This is a genomic window from Sphingomonas sp. UNC305MFCol5.2, assembly GCF_000712135.1.
Lineage (GTDB): Bacteria > Pseudomonadota > Alphaproteobacteria > Sphingomonadales > Sphingomonadaceae > Sphingomonas.
This window is the reverse complement of record NZ_JOOE01000002.1, coordinates 577,457-593,457: the sequence shown is the minus strand read 5'-3', so window position 1 is coordinate 593,457 and position 16,001 is coordinate 577,457. Positions and strand designations below refer to the sequence as shown.

Sequence of the window (16,001 nt, the reverse complement as noted above, 5' to 3'; positions counted from 1 at the left end):
CGTCAACCCGTCGTTCCGGCGAGCCATGCCTTAGCCGGACGCGCTTGGCATGTCGAGACGGCGGCACGGTGCGTCATCGTCCACGGGCGTCGGACAGTACAGGTCCATCGGATCAAACCGGTCGGTGCTCGACAATGAGGGCCGCGGCTCAGCGATGACTCGGCGAAGCGCGGCGGCGAGCCGCATATGGTCACCAAACGGATAAAGCTCCACCCCATGAGGGCGGGAGACCACATTGGTTGCGATCACCCTTGCACCGCAATACAGCCCTTCCTGGACGAACAGGGAATCTCCATCCGTCCGCGAGTTGCGCAATAGCCCGTTACTCAGGTGCCCGACTTCGATGACGGTCACATCGCCTTCGAAGATCATGACGTTCGGCAGACGGGCGCGCGCGCTTAGGACTCCGGCGTTGCAGCCGCACAGCACGATCAGCGCCCATCGCGGATTCTCTCCGAAAAAGTCGAGCAGGTCGTCGATCCCGTAGATGTCGCTATGCTGATAATTCGCATCGTACACATATGTGATGAAGACGGCGTCGAAGTCGGCTGAAACGCGGCGCAGCATTGCCTGAAGCCGCGTGGTATCCGCGCGCTTCGCCTCCCGCTCCGCGTTGCTCGGGGGCAGGAAGGCGGTCACCCTGGAGAAGGGCACGTCGTGATGGACCAGGAAATCGGCACTGCTCTGGTTCAAGACAAGAAGCTCAGCTCCTCCGCGTGCCGCTGCTAGAAATCCCTGTTGATCCCGCGTCGAAAGATCGACGAGGTTGGCGTGCACCGTCGCTATCACGCGTGCTCGCAGCGCCCGCGCCATAAGCGTCATCGCGCGTACCAACTGGCCGTTGCTGCTATGCAGATGGACCACGTCCGACGTCGCGGCCCAGACGGGAAAGAGCAGCGCTCCCCACTTCTTGGGATCAATGGTGCGTACCTGGATGCCGAGCGCTACCGCTTGCGCTCTCAGCCGTTCGACATGCGTCTTTACTCCGCCGACGCGCCTGCGCCGGAACGGCCCGACCAACAACAAACGAAGAGGATGCGCCATATCAGCCGCGACGCACAATCGTGACGACCGAGCGCTGTATTAGAAGCCACGCGAACACGAACGGAAATACCAGCACCAGACTCTTCAGCAGCGTCGCGAAATCGTATCGAAGCCAAAACAGCCACGCGAGAACGATGGCAGCTCGCCAGACAAGCGCCGAATTCGGCCGCATGCCCAGGCGAGACGCAAACAATGCAATCGCCGCCGGGATGACCACCGGTCCGAAGAAGCCGAGGTTGATCACCGTCTCCATCGGCAGGTTGTAGGCAAGGCCTCCGCCGATCCGGTACAGCTCCGGATAATAGGTCGCGACGAACCACTCGCCTGCAGGCATTGGGCGATTCGGCCAGATGCTCTGCGGGATCAACGTGCCGAAGGCGTCGAGCATAGTCGGTGCGTTGGATGTAGTCGGCGCCGAGTAATAGGTGTCCGCCACGATGGCGAAAGCGTAGTGCTCGGTGTTGCTGACGTCGAGATTCCCGAAATAGGTCGAGAAGTTGACGATGATGTCCATCCACTCGGAAAGTGGCGCTTGGCGAAGCCACGGCAAAACGGTGGTGAACCAGATCAGCACGCCGCCCACCGGAAGCATCCACAGCGGCAGACGCCGCATCCCCGCTGCGACTGCGGCCGCCACGAGAAACGACATGATCTCGCGGCGATTGCCGAGGACAATGAATTGCGTCACGGCGAGGATCAGGACGAGCACGGCCACCAGAACCACGGCAAGGTAGCGCGGGGGCAGGGCGGGTCGCTGCACGTTGCGAAAGCCGAGGACCTGGAAAATATCCTGCCGCAGTTCGGAGATGATGACGAGCAGGCCCGTGAATACGGCGAACAATACTGCCGCATAGCCGACCGAACTGCCCGCGAGCACTTCGACGCGCGAGTTCGCAGTCTGGTAGATCGACAATACATAGAAGAGGTAGGGCACCATCGTCGCGGTGACCAGGACGAGGATCGGCGCGATGGGCGCGCGTTCGCCCTGGCGAATGCTCTCGGCCTCCGCCTCGGGGCTGCCGCCGAGTGAAACGAGGCCGAAGACCATGAGAAAGGTGGTGGCTACCAATGTGTTCAATGCCCCGATATCTCTGCTGAACAATAGGACGTTGTTCCCGAACAGGATGTCGGTGGTTCCAACGAAGGCATAGAAACTGCCCGAAAAAACCAGCAGCGATCGATAGTCCAGCAGGCCCAGGCGTCGGGACATCTCGACGAGCAGCAGGACGATGCTCGTCAGGCACAGCATATAGGTCGGCACTGCCAGGCCCGATGCCTTCGCGGCTACCGCCACCGCCCATATCAGGACACATGCGAGCAACAGGAATGGCGTCGCCCCGTCGTCGCCGGTACCTGCGTCCCTGGTCGCGGACACGGCGGCCCTCGTCAATCTCGTCGCCACGCGATTCATTTAAGCTCACCGTCGTACTTCGAAGCCTCGCATTCCGCGTTGGCTGGCCTCAGCGAAGAAAGCAACCGCGCGAGCAGGACGCTCAGCAACAGCACGACTCCCGCGGCCTCGAGCGGCCGGCCCGCAAGAGCCAGGAACAGCGCGAGAAGATACACCGCAAGCGCTGCGCCGCACTGCCAATAGGCGACTTTGAGCCCGAGCCGGTTGAGCAGCAAGGCGATCAGCGCAGGATCCACAAACCGTGCCAGGACGACGGCCAGCGCAGCCCCTTCCAACCCGAAGCGCAGCACGAGTGGCACCAGCACGATGATGAAGCCCAGCGCACCCCATACGAAGACCTGTCGCTGAAGCCGGAACTCTCCGGTCGCCTGACACAGCACCGCACCGAAATAGCTTAGCGCGAAGAAAGGCAGCGTACCCACCAGCAGCCCGAAACTGGTCGCGCTGGCCCGGAAGGTCTCTCCGAGCGCGAACACGACCACCGTTTCGCTGAACGCAGCGGTCGTGATCGATACGAAACTCGTGAGCCAGAAGGTGACGAGCAGGAGCACCCACCACTGCCGTGTAAATGCGCGCGCTCCCCGATGTACGAGCTCCGGCAACGAAACCGTGGCCAGGACCCGGAAGATCGCGTTCGGGCGTACGGCCAGATCGTAAGGTCCCGCGTACAAGCCATAGGCCTTGACGCCGACCAGGGCGTTGACTGCGAGGCGATCCGCGACCCCGAGCACGACAGCGGCGAGATTGAACCCGAGTACATCGACGGTGGCGCGCGCGATTCTGACGATTTGGCCGATATCGCGCTCGGCCAAGCTCATGCTCACGTCGCTGCGTCTGCTGAGGCGATGCGAGTACAGGGTAATCAGCACCAGCTGAAACAGCACCAGCGCGCTCAGATAGGCCCATAGTCCGGTACCGCTCAGGGCAAGCCCCATGAAGATCGTATAAACAAGGCACCATCCCAGCGACCGTGTCGTGCCGGTGTACAGCGTATCCTTGAGCGCATCGAGGAAGCTTGCGATCCCGGAGGCCGGAAAATGCAGCATGCAGGCGCAGCCCAGAATGGCGGCCGTGCCGAAGCCGAAGCCCGAGTTCCACGCGATCAGCAGAGCGCCGACGCCGACCACGCCACCCATCGCCATCGAATAAAGGAGGACCGAGCCGAACAGATTGTGCTTCGGTTCGTCGGCGTCCGCCCAGCGCAGAATGATCACGGGCCGTATCCCGTCGAATGCTGCGATGCCGTTCATCAGAAGGACCGACAGCCCGATGGCGCCGAAAAGGACAAGGTCGACATGGTGGGCGAGCACGATCACGTTCGCGAGCCCGCTCACGGCGACTGCCGCGGTGGCGAGCACATTGGTATAAGCGCTGACCGCCCAGCGGCTCCTCAGGAACGCCAGTCGGTTAAGCTGCAGCAAGCGACCGAAGTCTGAGCCGTCCGTCATGGGACCCGTCGCGGCGTGAGTCTGGCCGCCCGGTCACTCGCCGCCGCGCGCGCCGACGCAAGCGGGCCGTCGGCGCGCTCGCCCGCACTGCGCACCACGGTCGAAGCCGCGCGAAGGCCGGGGCGTCGCCTGGCGATGTGCGGCCTGCTCGTCGTCATTGAAGTGCCGGGATGACGCGCGCGCGCTCGATGACGTCGAGCGTGGCGCGCATTCCGTGCTCGAACTCAAGTTCGCGAAGATAATAAGCGCGCCCGGCCTCGCCCGCTCGCCGGAGTTCGTCCGCCGACCAGCGCGCCATTCGCTCCATCGCCTCGGCGAGTTTCTGGACATCGGCCGGCGGCGTGACCAATGCAGCTCCGGATTCGATCAGGATCTCCGCCGCTTCGCCGCTGATCCCAGCGAGGATCGGCTGGCCGCTCGCAAGATAGAATTGGGTCTTGGACGGAATGGTGAAGGCGAGGTGCGGTTCGTCGGCCAGATGGATGACGAGCGCATCGGCCGCTGCCATGATGCGCCGGATCTCAGATTTCGGTACGCGCGGCAGGAAGCGGACATTGTCGGCGCCGATCTCGGCGGCCAGCGCGCGCAGTGCATCGGCATCAATGCCGTCGCCGATCAGCGCCAGATCGAGCTCCGCGCCGCGGTCGGCGGCCAGCTTGGCTGCCCTGATCACTGCGTCGAGCTCCTGCGCGCGCCCCAAATTGCCCGCGTAGAGGAAAGTGAAGCGATCGGAGAAGCCCACGGCCTTTCGGTCGGGAAGGGGAGGTGTCTCCAATGCCGCAGCGTCCGACCAATTGCGAACGGTGGCAAGCTTTTCCGCCGGGACGCCGCGTTCGATCAGCAGCCGTTTCATACCGTGCGACTGGAGGATGATCATCGCCGCGCGCCGATAGGTGAAATTGCAAAGTGCTGTGAGCAACGCTCCCATCCGGCCGGTCCCGTTCATCCCGCTCGACACCACAGTGTCGGGCCACAGATCCTGAATCTCAAGGATGAAACGACGTCGACGCGCCCAACCGAACAACGCCGCAGCGAGGCCGACGGTGATCGGCGGATGATATACGTAGACGAGGTCGTAGCGACCGACTCGAAACAGGCCGTACAGCAGGGCCGACAGGAAGAAGGACAGGAAGTTGAGCGCGCGGCCCGCCGACGAACGACTATGGCTGGGATAGAGTGCCAGCCGGCGTACGTCGCAACCAAGCAGCTGCTCGCGCTGGTACAGCCGGAAGCGGTAGCCGGGGAAGATCTTGCCCGTGGGGTAATTGGGAATGCCCGTTACGACGGTTACCTCATGGCCCTCCGCCTCTAGCCTGTGCACAAAGTCAGCGCCTTTAATAACGCCCGGCTCAGGGTCGAACCACTGCGTCAGATACATAATTCTCATGTGAACGTAGCGGCTCCAGCCTGCGTGCAAGCGGGGGCGCCATAGACGCCCGTATGCGGCCCGGCAAGCGGTACTCCCGGCCATTGCCTTGCCAAATCCCGTATGTTAGCGCCCGCCGCGCATCGGGGGGCCGTCCATGTTCGTGGCGCAACATCCCCTGCACGCCATTCTCTGTCGTGAGGCTTTACCGTGACCAGGAGCGTCCCCTTCTTCAATTATCCGGCGCTATTCGCTGAGCACCGTGAAGAATATCTGAGTACTTTCGAAGATGTCTTGAGCCGCGGCGCATATATCATGCAGCGCGATCTCGCCGAGTTCGAGCAGGCGCTCGGCGACTATCTCGGCGTCAAGCATGCGATCGGCGTGGCGGACGGGACGGTCGCGCTCAAGATGGCGCTGACGCTCGCCGGCATCGGCCACGGCGACGAAGTCATCGTCCCCAGCCACACCTTCATTGCTACCGCCTCGGCGGTGCATCAGGTCGGCGGCACCCCGGTGCTATGCGACTGCGGTCCCGACAGCATGATCGACGTCGAGAGCGCACGGCGCGTGGTGACGAGCAAGACCAAGGCGATCATGCCCGTCCAGCTCAACGGCCGTACCTGCGACATGGATGCCGTCGAGGCCTTCGCCGCCGAGCACAACCTCAAGATCGTCGAGGACAGCTGTCAGGCGATGGGTGCGAAATATCGCGGCCGCCAGGCGGGCACCTTCGGCGTCGCGGGCTCGTTCAGCTTCTTCCCCGCCAAGACGCTGGGTTGCTTCGGCGACGGCGGCGCGCTGATCGTCGACAGCGACGACCTTGCGGAGCAGGCGAAGGAATTGCGCGACCACGGTCGCGGCAGCGACGGCAAGGTCCATCGCTTCGGCATCAATGGCCGGCTCGACAATATCCAGGCGGCGATCCTGCACCTGAAGCTCAAGCGCTACGACGAATCGATCGCCAAGCGCCGCCACGCCGCCGCGTTGTACCAGGCGCGGCTCGCCGGGATCGAAGGGCTGCTGCTCCCGCCGGCGCCCGACAGTGACAACATCCGCTTCGACATCTTCCAGAATTACGAGATCCAGTCGGATCGCCGCGATGCGCTGCGCCAGCACCTCGCCGACAGGGGCGTCGGTACGATCATGCAATGGGGCGGCCACATGATCCACCAGTTCGAGGATCTAGGCCTGTGCGCCGACGCGCCCTATGCCGAGGAAATGTCAAAGCGGTACATGATGCTGCCGATGCATCACCTGCTGTCGGACGACGACGTCAACTATATCTGCGACCAGGTTGTCGCTTTCTACAAGAACTGAGCGGAGAGCATCTTGGACAAGCCGATCAACGTCTCGGGCGGGTTGCGCACCGAGGCCGAAGCCAATGAAGGCTCGCGCAATCGCGCCCTGTTCGACGCGAACCCCTCCACTTGGGAAACCAAGATGGAGAATTTCCCGAAATATGTCCGTCGCCAGAATCTCACGCGATTCATGGCGCTGTACGAGATCTTCAAGCGTCAGCTGCCCGTGAAGGGCTCCATCGTCGAGTGCGGCGTCAATCACGGCTTCGGGCTGATGAGCTGGGCCAAGTTCTCGGCTATCCTCGAGCCGGTGAATCTTACCCGCCGCATCTACGGCTTCGACACGTTCGAGGGCTTTCCCAGCGTCGCCGCGCAGGACCGTTCGGCGACCTCGCAACACGTCAAGGAAGGCGATCTCGCCGCCGACGTCCATGACGAGCTCTCGCAGCTGATCGACATCTACGACAGCACGCGCTTCATCGGCCATGTCGGCAAGGTGAAGATGGTCCGCGGCGACGCGATCCAGACCATCCCGCAGTTCGTCAAGGACAACCCGCACCTCGTGATCAGCCTGCTGTTCATGGATTTCGACCTCTACGAACCGACCAAGGTGGCGCTGGAGCATTTCCTGCCGCGTATGCCCAAGGGCGCGGTGCTGGCGTTCGACGAGCTCGACAACCCGCTCTGGCCGGGCGAGACGCTGGCGATGCTCGAGAAGCATGCGCAGCGCCCGCTTCGGCTCGAGCGGCTCGACTTCGATCCGTACATCTCGTTCGCGGTTCTCGACTGATGAGCGATGCCTCGCTGCCCAATATCGTAGATACCGAGGCATTCGCGCTGCGGCTGCGCAAGCACGCGCTGCGCATGGCGCAGTCGGGCGGCGGCTCGCACATCGGATCGGCACTTTCGATGGCCGACATCATGGGCGTGCTCTACGGACGCGTGCTCCGAGTCGATCCCAAGGACCCGAAATGGCCCGGCCGGGACCGGTTCATCCTGTCGAAGGGCCATGCCGGGGCGGGGGTCTATGCGTCGCTCGCCGAGCGCGGCTTCTTCCCCGCCGAGTTGCTGAGCCAGCATTACAAGAACGGCTCGATCTTCTCCGGGCACGTCTCGCACAAGGGCGTGCCCGGCGTGGAGTTCTCGACCGGTTCCTTGGGCCATGGCCTTGGCATCGGCGCCGGCATGGCGACTCAGCTCAAGCGCCTCGGCGGCGGCCAGCGCGTATTCGTGGTGATGAGCGACGGCGAATGCGACGAGGGATCGAACTGGGAAGCGATCATGTTCGCGGCGCACTACAAGCTCGATAACCTGATCGCCGTGGTCGACTACAACAAGCTCCAGAGCCTTGCGCCGGTCTCCGAGACGATGAATCTCGAGCCGTTCGCGGATAAGTGGCGGGCATTCGGCTGGTCGGTGCATCAGGTCGACGGCCATGATCACGGCGTGCTGCACGATCTGTTCGACCGGATCCCCTTCGAGACGGGCAAGCCGAGCGTGATCCTCGCGGACACCGTCAAGGGCAAAGGCATTTCGTTCATGGAGAACCAGGTGCTCTGGCACTATCGCTCACCGCAGGGCGCGGAATTCGACGCGGCCATGGCCGAGCTCGACGCGCTGGAGGCTGCCGCCAATGCGTGACGCGTTTATCCGCGCCTTGAGCGAGCTCGCAGATCAGGATCCCAGCATCGTCCTCGTCAACGGCGATCTCGGCTTCGGGGTCCTGAACGATTTCATCGCGAACCGGCCGACCCAGTATCTCAACGCCGGCGTCGCCGAGCAGAACATGACCGCGGTCGCCTGCGGCATGGCGCTGGAAGGCGCGCGCGCCTACACTTATTCGATCGCCAATTTCACGACGCTGCGCTGTCTCGAACAGCTTCGCAACGACGTGTGCTATCACGACGCGAACGTCACCGCGGTGTCGGTCGGCGGTGGCTTCTCCTACGGCCAGCTCGGCATGTCGCACTTCGCGACCGAGGATCTCGCGATCCTGCGCGCGCTGCCCAACATGACCGTGGTGGCGCCGTCCGACCCGTGGCAGGCGGCCGAGCTGACCAAGCAGCTACACAAGCGTGGCGGCCCGACCTATCTGCGCATCGACAAGGACAAGGCCGGGCTTCCCCCGGCACCCGAGGACGTGGTGCTCGGCAAGGTCCGAGTGGTCCGCGAAGGCGGCGACGTGGCGATCTTCGCGACCGGCGGCATCCTGGGCGAGGCGCTGAAGGCGGCCGACATGCTCGCGGAAGAGGGCATCGCGGCGCAGATCGTCGACGTCCATACGATCAAGCCTTTCGACGCCGAGGGCGTGACCGCGGCGGCGGGCCGCACAGGCGTGGTGATCACCGTCGAAGAGCATAATATCGTCGGCGGACTCGGCGCCGCCGTGGCCGAGGCGGTGCTGGAGGCGGGCGTTCCGGTGCGCTTCTTCCACCGGATCGGACTGAACGACGAATTCCCGTCGGTGGTCGGCGACCAGCGCTATCTGCGCAAGCGCTACGCGATGGATTCTGACGCGATCGTCGCGGCGGCGCGCAAGGGGCTCAACCGCAATGGCTAAGCGACTGTTCGACATCGTCTTCTCGGTGCTGGTGCTGCTCGCGAGCGCGCCGGTGATGCTGACCGCCTTGTTCCTGGTCTGGTGGCAGGACCGGCACTCGCCGCTCTACAAGGCGACGCGGGTCGCGCGGGGCAACGGCGATTTCGTGATGATCAAGATCCGCTCGATGCGGATCAACGCCGACAAGACCGGCGTCACCTCGACCTCGGCGACCGACAACCGCATCACGCGCGTCGGCCACTTCATCCGCCGCTTCAAGCTCGACGAGCTCTCGCAGTTCTGGAACGTGCTGATGGGCGACATGAGCGTAGTCGGCCCGCGCCCCAACACCCGCGCGCACGGCGTCGACCTCTACACGCCCGCTGAAATGCACCTGCTCTCGGTGCGTCCCGGCATCACCGATCTCGCGTCGATCGTCTTCTCCGACGAGGGGCAGATCCTCGCGGGCAGCGACGACGCCGACGGCCTGTACAATCGCATCATCCGGCCGTGGAAGAGCCGGCTTGGGCTAGTCTATATCGCCAATAGCTCGGTGCTGCTCGACATGCGGATCGTCTGGCTGACGGGGGTGGCGATTGTCTCGAAGCAGCGCGCGCTCGACGGGGTGATCGACATCCTCACGCGCCTGAACGTCGATCCGGAGCTGATCGAAGTGTGCCGCCGGCGGGCGCCCTTGCCCGAAGGTCAGCCTCCCGGAGCCGCGATCGCGGGCGCGGCTTGAGCCTCGAGCGCTTCTACCGGATCGACGCCGGCGCCCCGCTGCGCTGCGCGGCGTCACTGCCCGAGGGATATACGGTGCACACCTGGCGGCCCGCGCGCGACGGACGACCGGGCGCGCCGCTGACGGGCAGGGTCTTCAGCATCTGGTGGCTGTTCGATCGGTTGCGCCTGTTCGCCAATCGTAATGCCGGCGTGCTGATGATCCGCGAAGGGGAGCGCCTGGCGCATCGTTCGCTGGTGACGCCGCGCTGGTATCGGTTTCCGTTCATGCGGCGCACCGATCTGCAGATCGGCGACACCTGGACTGAAGAGGCGGATCGAGGGCGCGGTCTCGCCCGAGCGGCGATAGCCGCGATCCACGCCGAGTGGGCGGGGCAGTTCGAGCGGATGTGGTACGTCGTCGACGACGACAATACGGCGTCGATCAAAGTGATCGAGGCCTGCGGTTATGAATTGATCGGTCGAGGGGAGCGGACCCGGCCGTTGGGGCTTGGTTTGCTTGGCCGCTTCGTCCTCACCTGAGGCGCGGCGCTGTCGCTCCGCCGCGAACCTTCGAGGCTCCACTTGTTGTCACTGCTAGATTGGCCTTCAGGGCCTGCCCTGCGCATTTGACCGGCGCGCCGCGGATTGTGCCGCGGCGGAAGCGGCCGTGGCAGTGCCGATGCCACGAAAGTCGCGATCGATCCGGTTCTGGATGCGGTTCGGGATACGATTGGGAATGCGGTTGTTGATCCGCGCCATCGGTTCGATGCCCTCCACTGCGTCGCGCGCTTGCCGCTCGCCCGTCTTCTTGTCGTTCTTGTCGCTGATTTTCGGTGAGGTTACCGAAGCGGCGGGCTGCTCGGCATAGGGTGCCGCAATCTCATCGTCCTGGCCGCTGAGGTCCTGCGCCAGCGCGGGAGCTGCCACGCAGAGCGCCAGCGCGACAGCGCCGAAGCGCAACGTCGCGGCGACGGACGATCGGCAACGGAAGGCGGGGAGATTGCGCATGCCGACGCCTCTAGCGCGTTTGACAGTGCGGCAAAAGGGCCGCGACTGCACGGATGCCAGCCGCGGTTTTTTCAGCAAGCCCGCCGCCGTCCCAATCCTAGGCAGAACACCTTAGGGCAAAGCTCCGGATTGGCGCGCAACCGCAGATCGGGACAGGATGGCCTTCCTTCAAGGAGACCTCTCGTGTCGCTCAACTGGCTCCGCCTCCTTCGCCGCCAGCCGTCGCCTCGGCAGATACGTTCGCGCAAATATGCTTCGCACGCTCCGCTCCTCGAATATGATCCCGTCCGTGCAGCGTTCGAGGCTGAGTGCGGCTGACGCGGAGTTCCCGCGAAGCCGCGATTCGGCAAGAAATCCGCGGCCAGCTCGTGGATTCCAGGATCGTCGTCGCGATGTAAATGCGACGCGCTGTTGCCTAGGGGCCACACTTGCGAGGCGGTATCGGGCCCGGATTCACGCCGGGACGCCGCTTCGGACCTTGAAAAATTGGATTCGCGCTGTTAGGTGGCCCCGATAACGCCGCAGCCTGCGCTCCGGCGAACCCTATTCTATTGTATCGAGATCGGAGCTGTACGGCCTTATGCAAATCATCGTTCGCGACAATAACGTCGACCAGGCGCTGCGCGCGCTCAAGAAGAAGCTGCAGCGTGAGGGCGTCTATCGCGAGATGAAGCTCCGCCGTCACTATGAGAAGCCCAGCGAGAAGCGCGCTCGTGAGCGTGCCGCCGCTGTCCGCCGCGCGCGGAAGCTCGAGCGGAAGCGCGTGGAGCGCGACAGCGCACGGTAAGAATCCTGCGCTTCGGCGCAATTTTCTTTCACGATTCGCGGGAAAAATGCGAAGTTAAGCGGCGGAACGCCGATTTGGGGATGACTCGATGTCCGTGACCGCCGTTCCGCTCCAGCCCGTCAAGCGGGCTTATAAGGTCTGGCTGTGGATCGGCGTGTTGCTGGCGATTGCGCTGGCCGCCGGCCTCGCCTGGCTGGGCACGCGCGAGCAGGTCGCGGCCAAGCTGCCCAACGATCAGTTCCTCGCGTGGCACAAGGGCCAGACGGGCATCCAGACCACGGCGTCGGGGCTGCAATATCAGGTGCTCAAGGCGGGCGAGGGCCCGATCGCGAAGGAGCAGGACGGCGTCTCGCTGCAGATTCACGGCACGCTGCGCGACGGCAGCGAGTTCCAGCCTGCCGCGCCGATGCGCTTCCAGGTCGGCCAGCCGATGATCCCGGGCTTCACCGAAGGCGTGAAGCTGATGAACAAGGGGTCGAAGTTCCGCTTCTGGCTGCCGCCCAACCTTGGCTACGGCGCCGAGCCCGGCGCGCAGGGCCCCGGGGCCGAGTTGGCGGACAAGGTGCTGATCTTCGATGTAGAGATGAGCGAAGTCGTTCCTGCCGCGGTCATCCAGCAGATGATGATGCAGCAGATGATGCAGCAACAGCAGCAACAACAGCAGGGCGGCGCTCCCGGTGGTCCGCCCCCGCAGGGCGCTCCCGGCCAGTAAGTGCGCCTACCCCGGCTTCGGCCGGGGTTTTTCGTTTCAGCCGGCGGTGTCCAATACCCACCGCTCTGCACCCTCGAAGCCCATCGCGGTCAGCTTCCCGCTCGAATAGGCGCCTGTATCCAGGCCAATTCGATGCGATCGAACCTCGACTTGCTCGGTGATCGTGTGGCCGTGGACGATGATCTTTTCGAATCCGTCATTATGGTCGAGGAACTCGCGGCGGATCCAGCGGAGGTCGCTCGTGCGCTGATCCGCCAGCGCCTGTCCCGGCTTCACGCCGGCATGGACGAATGCGAAGTCGCCGACGACGATCAGGTCCTCGAAGCTGTTCAGAAAGGCGATGTGCGATTCGGGCACTCGTTCGACCAACAGCGCATGAAGTGCAGGATAGTCGGAGTCGCGATACTCAGTTTCCGAGATGCCGTAGCTCAGGATGGTTTCGCGTCCGCCGATGCGGACGAAGAAAGCGAGCGCCTTCAAATCGCCGGCCATCGCCTGGAGGAACACTTCCTCATGATTCCCGAGCAGGAACTGGCAGTTTCCCGGCCCGGCCGTGATTTCCATCGCGCGGTCGACGACTTGCGCGGAACTCGGGCCTCGATCGATTAGGTCGCCCAGGAAGATGATGCGCGACTGCGCAGGGCCGCGCCTCGCATCGTCGGCATGGATGCTGCCCAGCAGGGTGTCGAGAAGGTCGAGGCGGCCGTGCACGTCGCCGATGGCGTAGATGCGTTGGCCGGCGGGTATGCTCCCCTCGATTCTCGGCGGAGCGGAGCGACGGCGGAAGAGCTGTCCAATCATGATATCGCGTTTGCTAAAGCCACTCGCCGCGTCCTATTGCACTGCGCGAATGTATCCAAGCTTTATGGTCGCGCGGAGATCGTCGCGCGACGGAGGCAGGCGCTCCGCGGCAGGGAGAGGCTGCTCAGGTGGGCGCGCGAGAAGCGCTCCTCCGTTATAGCATGCACAAACAAAAGTGGCGGCCTTTTGGGCCGCCACTCGTAATTCCGGAAGATCCGAACGGCTTAGTTGCTGTCGGGATCGTCGTCGTTGTTGGCGAGCGCAATCGCGCCACCGATGATCGCGGCAGTGGCAAGCACGCCGATGATCACTGCAGGAGCCAGTTCGCTATCCTTTTCGCTCGCCGTCGAGGCGCGCGAAAGCGACAGCTTGGAGGCCGGAGCCGCCACAACCGGGGTGGCAGCCATGGTAACGACCGCAGCCGCCGTAAGAAGCTTTGACAACATCATTCTACTCCCTCTTCGAGCTCCGGTGCTCTCGTCGGGCAGTCCTATGGCATAGGAGCACACCGACGGCAACACCTCAAAATCCAAGCTCACGACAAACTTAGCTCTGCCGTTGCCTGAACGCAACACTGGTCCGGTTGACCCGAACTCTTTGCTCACAACCAGGACCCGTGCTGCGAGCGCGTGCATTTCTATAACGCGGCACAGCAATAGTGCCAAGGGGGTTAACGAAAAGTGAGCCAATTGCGGTGGCGATTTCTAGGGGAATACCACGAGTTACGGGCGATTCCTCGGCAGCGGCATCGCCGGCATGCAGGGATAACGCATTGTGATTGCAGAGCGGGCGCGGCTAAAGGAGTCATGGTTCACTTGCCTGGCCGCATTTTCCGGCGCCTCGTCCGAAGCCTTTTTTGGGCTGCCTCGGGCTTCCTTCTGCTCCCCGGGGCCCTCCCTGCATGGGCCGGTGCCAGCGAGAATCGCGAGACTTTCGAGGCCGTCAGGGCCGCGGACCTCAAGCTCGCGACGATCGGCTGGCGCCTGTCCGTGGCCAACGCTCCTCTCTGCGACCGGCTCGAGCCCGGGCTGGGGCTGCAGCTGCACACGCTCGATCAGTTCGATTCGGCCTCCCGCACTGCGGCGCAGGTGCATTTCGGATTCGCTACCCCGGTCGCGGTCGAAGGCGTCGTAGCCGGCAGTCCCGCCGACCGCGCAGGCATCCGCCAGGACGACTCGCTCGTGCGGGTGGGGCCGGTGGACCTTGCGGCGCTGCCCGGGAAACCGGAGACGACGCAGCGACTCGTCGCGGCGCAGCTCGCGATCGCGGACCTGCCTCCCGCCGCGGCGGTCGAGGTCGAGGCGATTCGGGCGGGGGCGCCGATCAAGCTTACGGTCCAGCCGGTGCCGGCCTGCCGCTCGCGTTTCGAGCTGCTGCTGAGCAGCGGTTACAATGCCCGGGCCGACGGTACGATGGTGCAGATCAGCTCGCAGTTCATCGAAGAATATACGCCCGACCAGGCCGCTGCGGCGGTCGCACACGAATTCTCGCACAATATATTGCACCACCGCGATCGGCTCGAGGCGCGAGGCGTGGATTTCGGCATGCTCTCGGGCTTCGGCGCCAATGTGAAGTATTTCCGCCAGACCGAACTTCAGGCCGATCTGCTGTCGGTCTATCTGCTCGCCAATGCGGGTTATCCGCCGCGCGCGGCGATCGACTTCTGGAATCGTTTCGGGCCGAGCAAGGCGGGCGGCATCTTCCGCAGCCGATCGCACCCCCATTGGCGCGATCGCGTCGCGACGCTGGAGGCGGAGATCGCAAAGCTCGAGACGGTTTCGGCACGGCCGATGGTCCCGGGTGTGATCGCCGAGCGGAGCCAGCCGCTCAGCGGCGACTGGCAGTCCTTGCTGATCCGGCACCGCTGAGGGCGTCGGCTTGATCGAGGCTTTCGGAACGGGCAAGGCGGCGCCGACGGCGGGGCGAGCCTTGCCAAGGAGAGCCGAATGATCAAGCCCCTGCGCAAGGCCGTATTCCCCGTCGGGGGCCTTGGCACCCGTTTCCTGCCCGCCACCAAGGCCATGCCCAAGGAGATGCTGCCGATCGTGGACCGGCCGCTGATCCAATATGCCGTGGACGAGGCGATGGAAGCGGGCATCGAGCAGATGATCTTCGTCACCGGGCGCGGCAAGAGCGCGATCGAGGATCATTTCGACATCGCCTTCGAGCTCGAAACGACGATGAGCGAGCGCGGCAAGTCGCTCGAAATCCTCGAGGCGACGCGGTTGAAGCCCGGCGCGGTCGCCTATGTCCGCCAGCAGGAGCCGATGGGACTCGGCCACGCCGTCTGGTGCGCGCGCGACATCGTCGGCGACGAGCCCTTCGCGGTGCTGCTCGCCGACGACTTCATGGTCGGCAAGCCCGGCTGCCTCAAGCAGATGGTCGAGGCGTACAACCGGATCGGCGGCAATCTGATTTGTGCCGAAGAGGTCCCTGACGACCAGACGCATCGCTACGGCATCATCACGCCTGGCGGCCGCGACGGATCGCTCACCGAGGTCAGGGGCCTGGTCGAAAAACCGGCGCCTGGCACCGCACCGTCGAACCTGTCGGTGATCGGCCGCTATATCCTTCAGCCCGAAGTGATGCGTGTGCTCGAAGGGCAGGGGAAGGGCGCGGGCGGCGAAATCCAGCTCACCGACGCGATGGCGCAAATGATCGGCGACCAGCCGTTCCACGGACTGACCTTCGCCGGCACGCGCTACGACTGCGGCGACAAGGCCGGGTTCATCCAGGCGAATATCGCGGTCGCGCTGGAGCGCGAGGACATCGCGCCGGCGGTGCGTGCGTTCATCGCGCGACGCTGCAGCGCGGAAGGTTAGTAAAGGTTAGGCGAAAACGCGTTTCGTTCGCGTGATCGC

At 64.2% G+C, this 16,001-nt stretch carries 17 protein-coding genes; 10 read left to right on the top strand and 7 right to left on the bottom strand.

Annotated features, from left to right (window positions below; translation table 11 throughout):
- Positions 1 to 30 precede the first annotated feature (30 nt).
- The 4 genes from BR78_RS0109940 to BR78_RS0109925 form a co-directional block, all read right to left on the bottom strand.
- On the bottom strand, positions 31 to 1,044 hold the full coding sequence (locus tag BR78_RS0109940; protein ID WP_029936372.1) for a glycosyltransferase family 1 protein: 1,014 nt from the start codon (positions 1,042 to 1,044) through the stop codon (positions 31 to 33).
- Between the two features lies 1 nt (position 1,045).
- A complete protein-coding gene (locus BR78_RS0109935) occupies positions 1,046 to 2,455 on the bottom strand; it encodes a hypothetical protein (protein ID WP_029936371.1) in 1,410 nt (469 codons plus the stop codon).
- Positions 2,452 to 3,903, bottom strand: a complete 1,452-nt coding sequence (locus BR78_RS0109930; RefSeq protein ID WP_029724404.1) for a lipopolysaccharide biosynthesis protein — start codon at positions 3,901 to 3,903, stop codon at positions 2,452 to 2,454. Before BR78_RS0109930 ends, BR78_RS0109935 begins: the two co-directional genes overlap by 4 nt.
- 154 nt (positions 3,904 to 4,057) lie before the next feature.
- Positions 4,058 to 5,224 carry a glycosyltransferase family 4 protein gene (locus BR78_RS0109925; RefSeq protein WP_197021344.1) on the bottom strand — a complete coding sequence of 389 codons (1,167 nt, stop codon included), beginning with the start codon at positions 5,222 to 5,224 and terminating at the stop codon, positions 4,058 to 4,060.
- A gap of 255 nt (positions 5,225 to 5,479) precedes the next feature.
- Between BR78_RS0109925 and BR78_RS0109920 the strand changes: the two genes are divergently transcribed.
- Genes BR78_RS0109920 through BR78_RS0109895 form a run of 6 tightly spaced genes read left to right on the top strand, consistent with a single transcriptional unit; the run spans position 5,480 to position 10,372 of the window.
- Positions 5,480 to 6,589: a DegT/DnrJ/EryC1/StrS family aminotransferase gene (locus tag BR78_RS0109920; RefSeq protein WP_029936369.1), complete on the top strand. Its 1,110-nt coding sequence runs from the start codon at positions 5,480 to 5,482 to the stop codon at positions 6,587 to 6,589.
- Positions 6,590 to 6,601: 12 nt separating this feature from the next.
- The gene (locus tag BR78_RS0109915) at positions 6,602 to 7,360 is read left to right on the top strand and encodes a class I SAM-dependent methyltransferase (RefSeq protein WP_029724401.1); all 759 of its coding nucleotides are present in this window, start codon (positions 6,602 to 6,604) and stop codon (positions 7,358 to 7,360) included.
- Complete coding sequence (locus BR78_RS0109910) at positions 7,360 to 8,211, top strand: transketolase (RefSeq protein ID WP_029936368.1); 852 nt, start codon at positions 7,360 to 7,362, stop codon at positions 8,209 to 8,211. The genes BR78_RS0109915 and BR78_RS0109910 overlap by 1 nt, the downstream gene beginning before the upstream one ends.
- Entirely contained in the window at positions 8,204 to 9,130 is a 927-nt protein-coding gene (locus BR78_RS0109905; RefSeq protein ID WP_029936367.1) for a transketolase family protein, read from the top strand. The genes BR78_RS0109910 and BR78_RS0109905 overlap by 8 nt, the downstream gene beginning before the upstream one ends.
- Positions 9,123 to 9,851 (top strand): sugar transferase, encoded by a 729-nt coding sequence (locus tag BR78_RS0109900; RefSeq protein WP_029724398.1) that lies wholly within the window; start codon positions 9,123 to 9,125, stop codon positions 9,849 to 9,851. The genes BR78_RS0109905 and BR78_RS0109900 overlap by 8 nt, the downstream gene beginning before the upstream one ends.
- A complete protein-coding gene (locus BR78_RS0109895; protein WP_029724397.1) occupies positions 9,848 to 10,372 on the top strand; it encodes a GNAT family N-acetyltransferase in 525 nt (174 codons plus the stop codon). The genes BR78_RS0109900 and BR78_RS0109895 overlap by 4 nt, the downstream gene beginning before the upstream one ends.
- Positions 10,373 to 10,438: 66 nt before the next feature.
- Here BR78_RS0109895 and BR78_RS0109890 read toward each other — a convergent pair whose 3' ends face one another.
- Complete coding sequence (locus BR78_RS0109890) at positions 10,439 to 10,840, bottom strand: hypothetical protein (protein ID WP_029724396.1); 402 nt, start codon at positions 10,838 to 10,840, stop codon at positions 10,439 to 10,441.
- Positions 10,841 to 11,420: 580 nt separating this feature from the next.
- Between BR78_RS0109890 and rpsU the strand changes: the two genes are divergently transcribed.
- Entirely contained in the window at positions 11,421 to 11,627 is a 207-nt protein-coding gene (gene rpsU / locus BR78_RS0109880) for a 30S ribosomal protein S21 (RefSeq protein ID WP_019368605.1), read from the top strand.
- Between the two features lie 88 nt (positions 11,628 to 11,715).
- On the top strand, positions 11,716 to 12,339 hold the full coding sequence (locus tag BR78_RS0109875) for an FKBP-type peptidyl-prolyl cis-trans isomerase (protein WP_025561170.1): 624 nt from the start codon (positions 11,716 to 11,718) through the stop codon (positions 12,337 to 12,339).
- A 36-nt stretch (positions 12,340 to 12,375) separates the two neighbouring features.
- Here the strand turns inward: BR78_RS0109875 and BR78_RS0109870 are convergent, their stop codons facing one another.
- Positions 12,376 to 13,140 (bottom strand): metallophosphoesterase family protein, encoded by a 765-nt coding sequence (locus tag BR78_RS0109870; RefSeq protein ID WP_025561169.1) that lies wholly within the window; start codon positions 13,138 to 13,140, stop codon positions 12,376 to 12,378.
- Positions 13,141 to 13,364: 224 nt separating this feature from the next.
- A complete protein-coding gene (locus BR78_RS21355; protein WP_081855748.1) occupies positions 13,365 to 13,586 on the bottom strand; it encodes a hypothetical protein in 222 nt (73 codons plus the stop codon).
- Between the two features lie 360 nt (positions 13,587 to 13,946).
- On the opposite strand from BR78_RS21355, the gene BR78_RS0109860 reads away from it, so the two are divergent.
- On the top strand, positions 13,947 to 15,008 hold the full coding sequence (locus BR78_RS0109860; RefSeq protein ID WP_025561167.1) for a M48 family metallopeptidase: 1,062 nt from the start codon (positions 13,947 to 13,949) through the stop codon (positions 15,006 to 15,008).
- 78 nt (positions 15,009 to 15,086) lie between these two features.
- Positions 15,087 to 15,962 (top strand): UTP--glucose-1-phosphate uridylyltransferase GalU, encoded by an 876-nt coding sequence (gene galU / locus BR78_RS0109855; protein WP_025561166.1) that lies wholly within the window; start codon positions 15,087 to 15,089, stop codon positions 15,960 to 15,962.
- Positions 15,963 to 16,001: the final 39 nt, after the last annotated feature.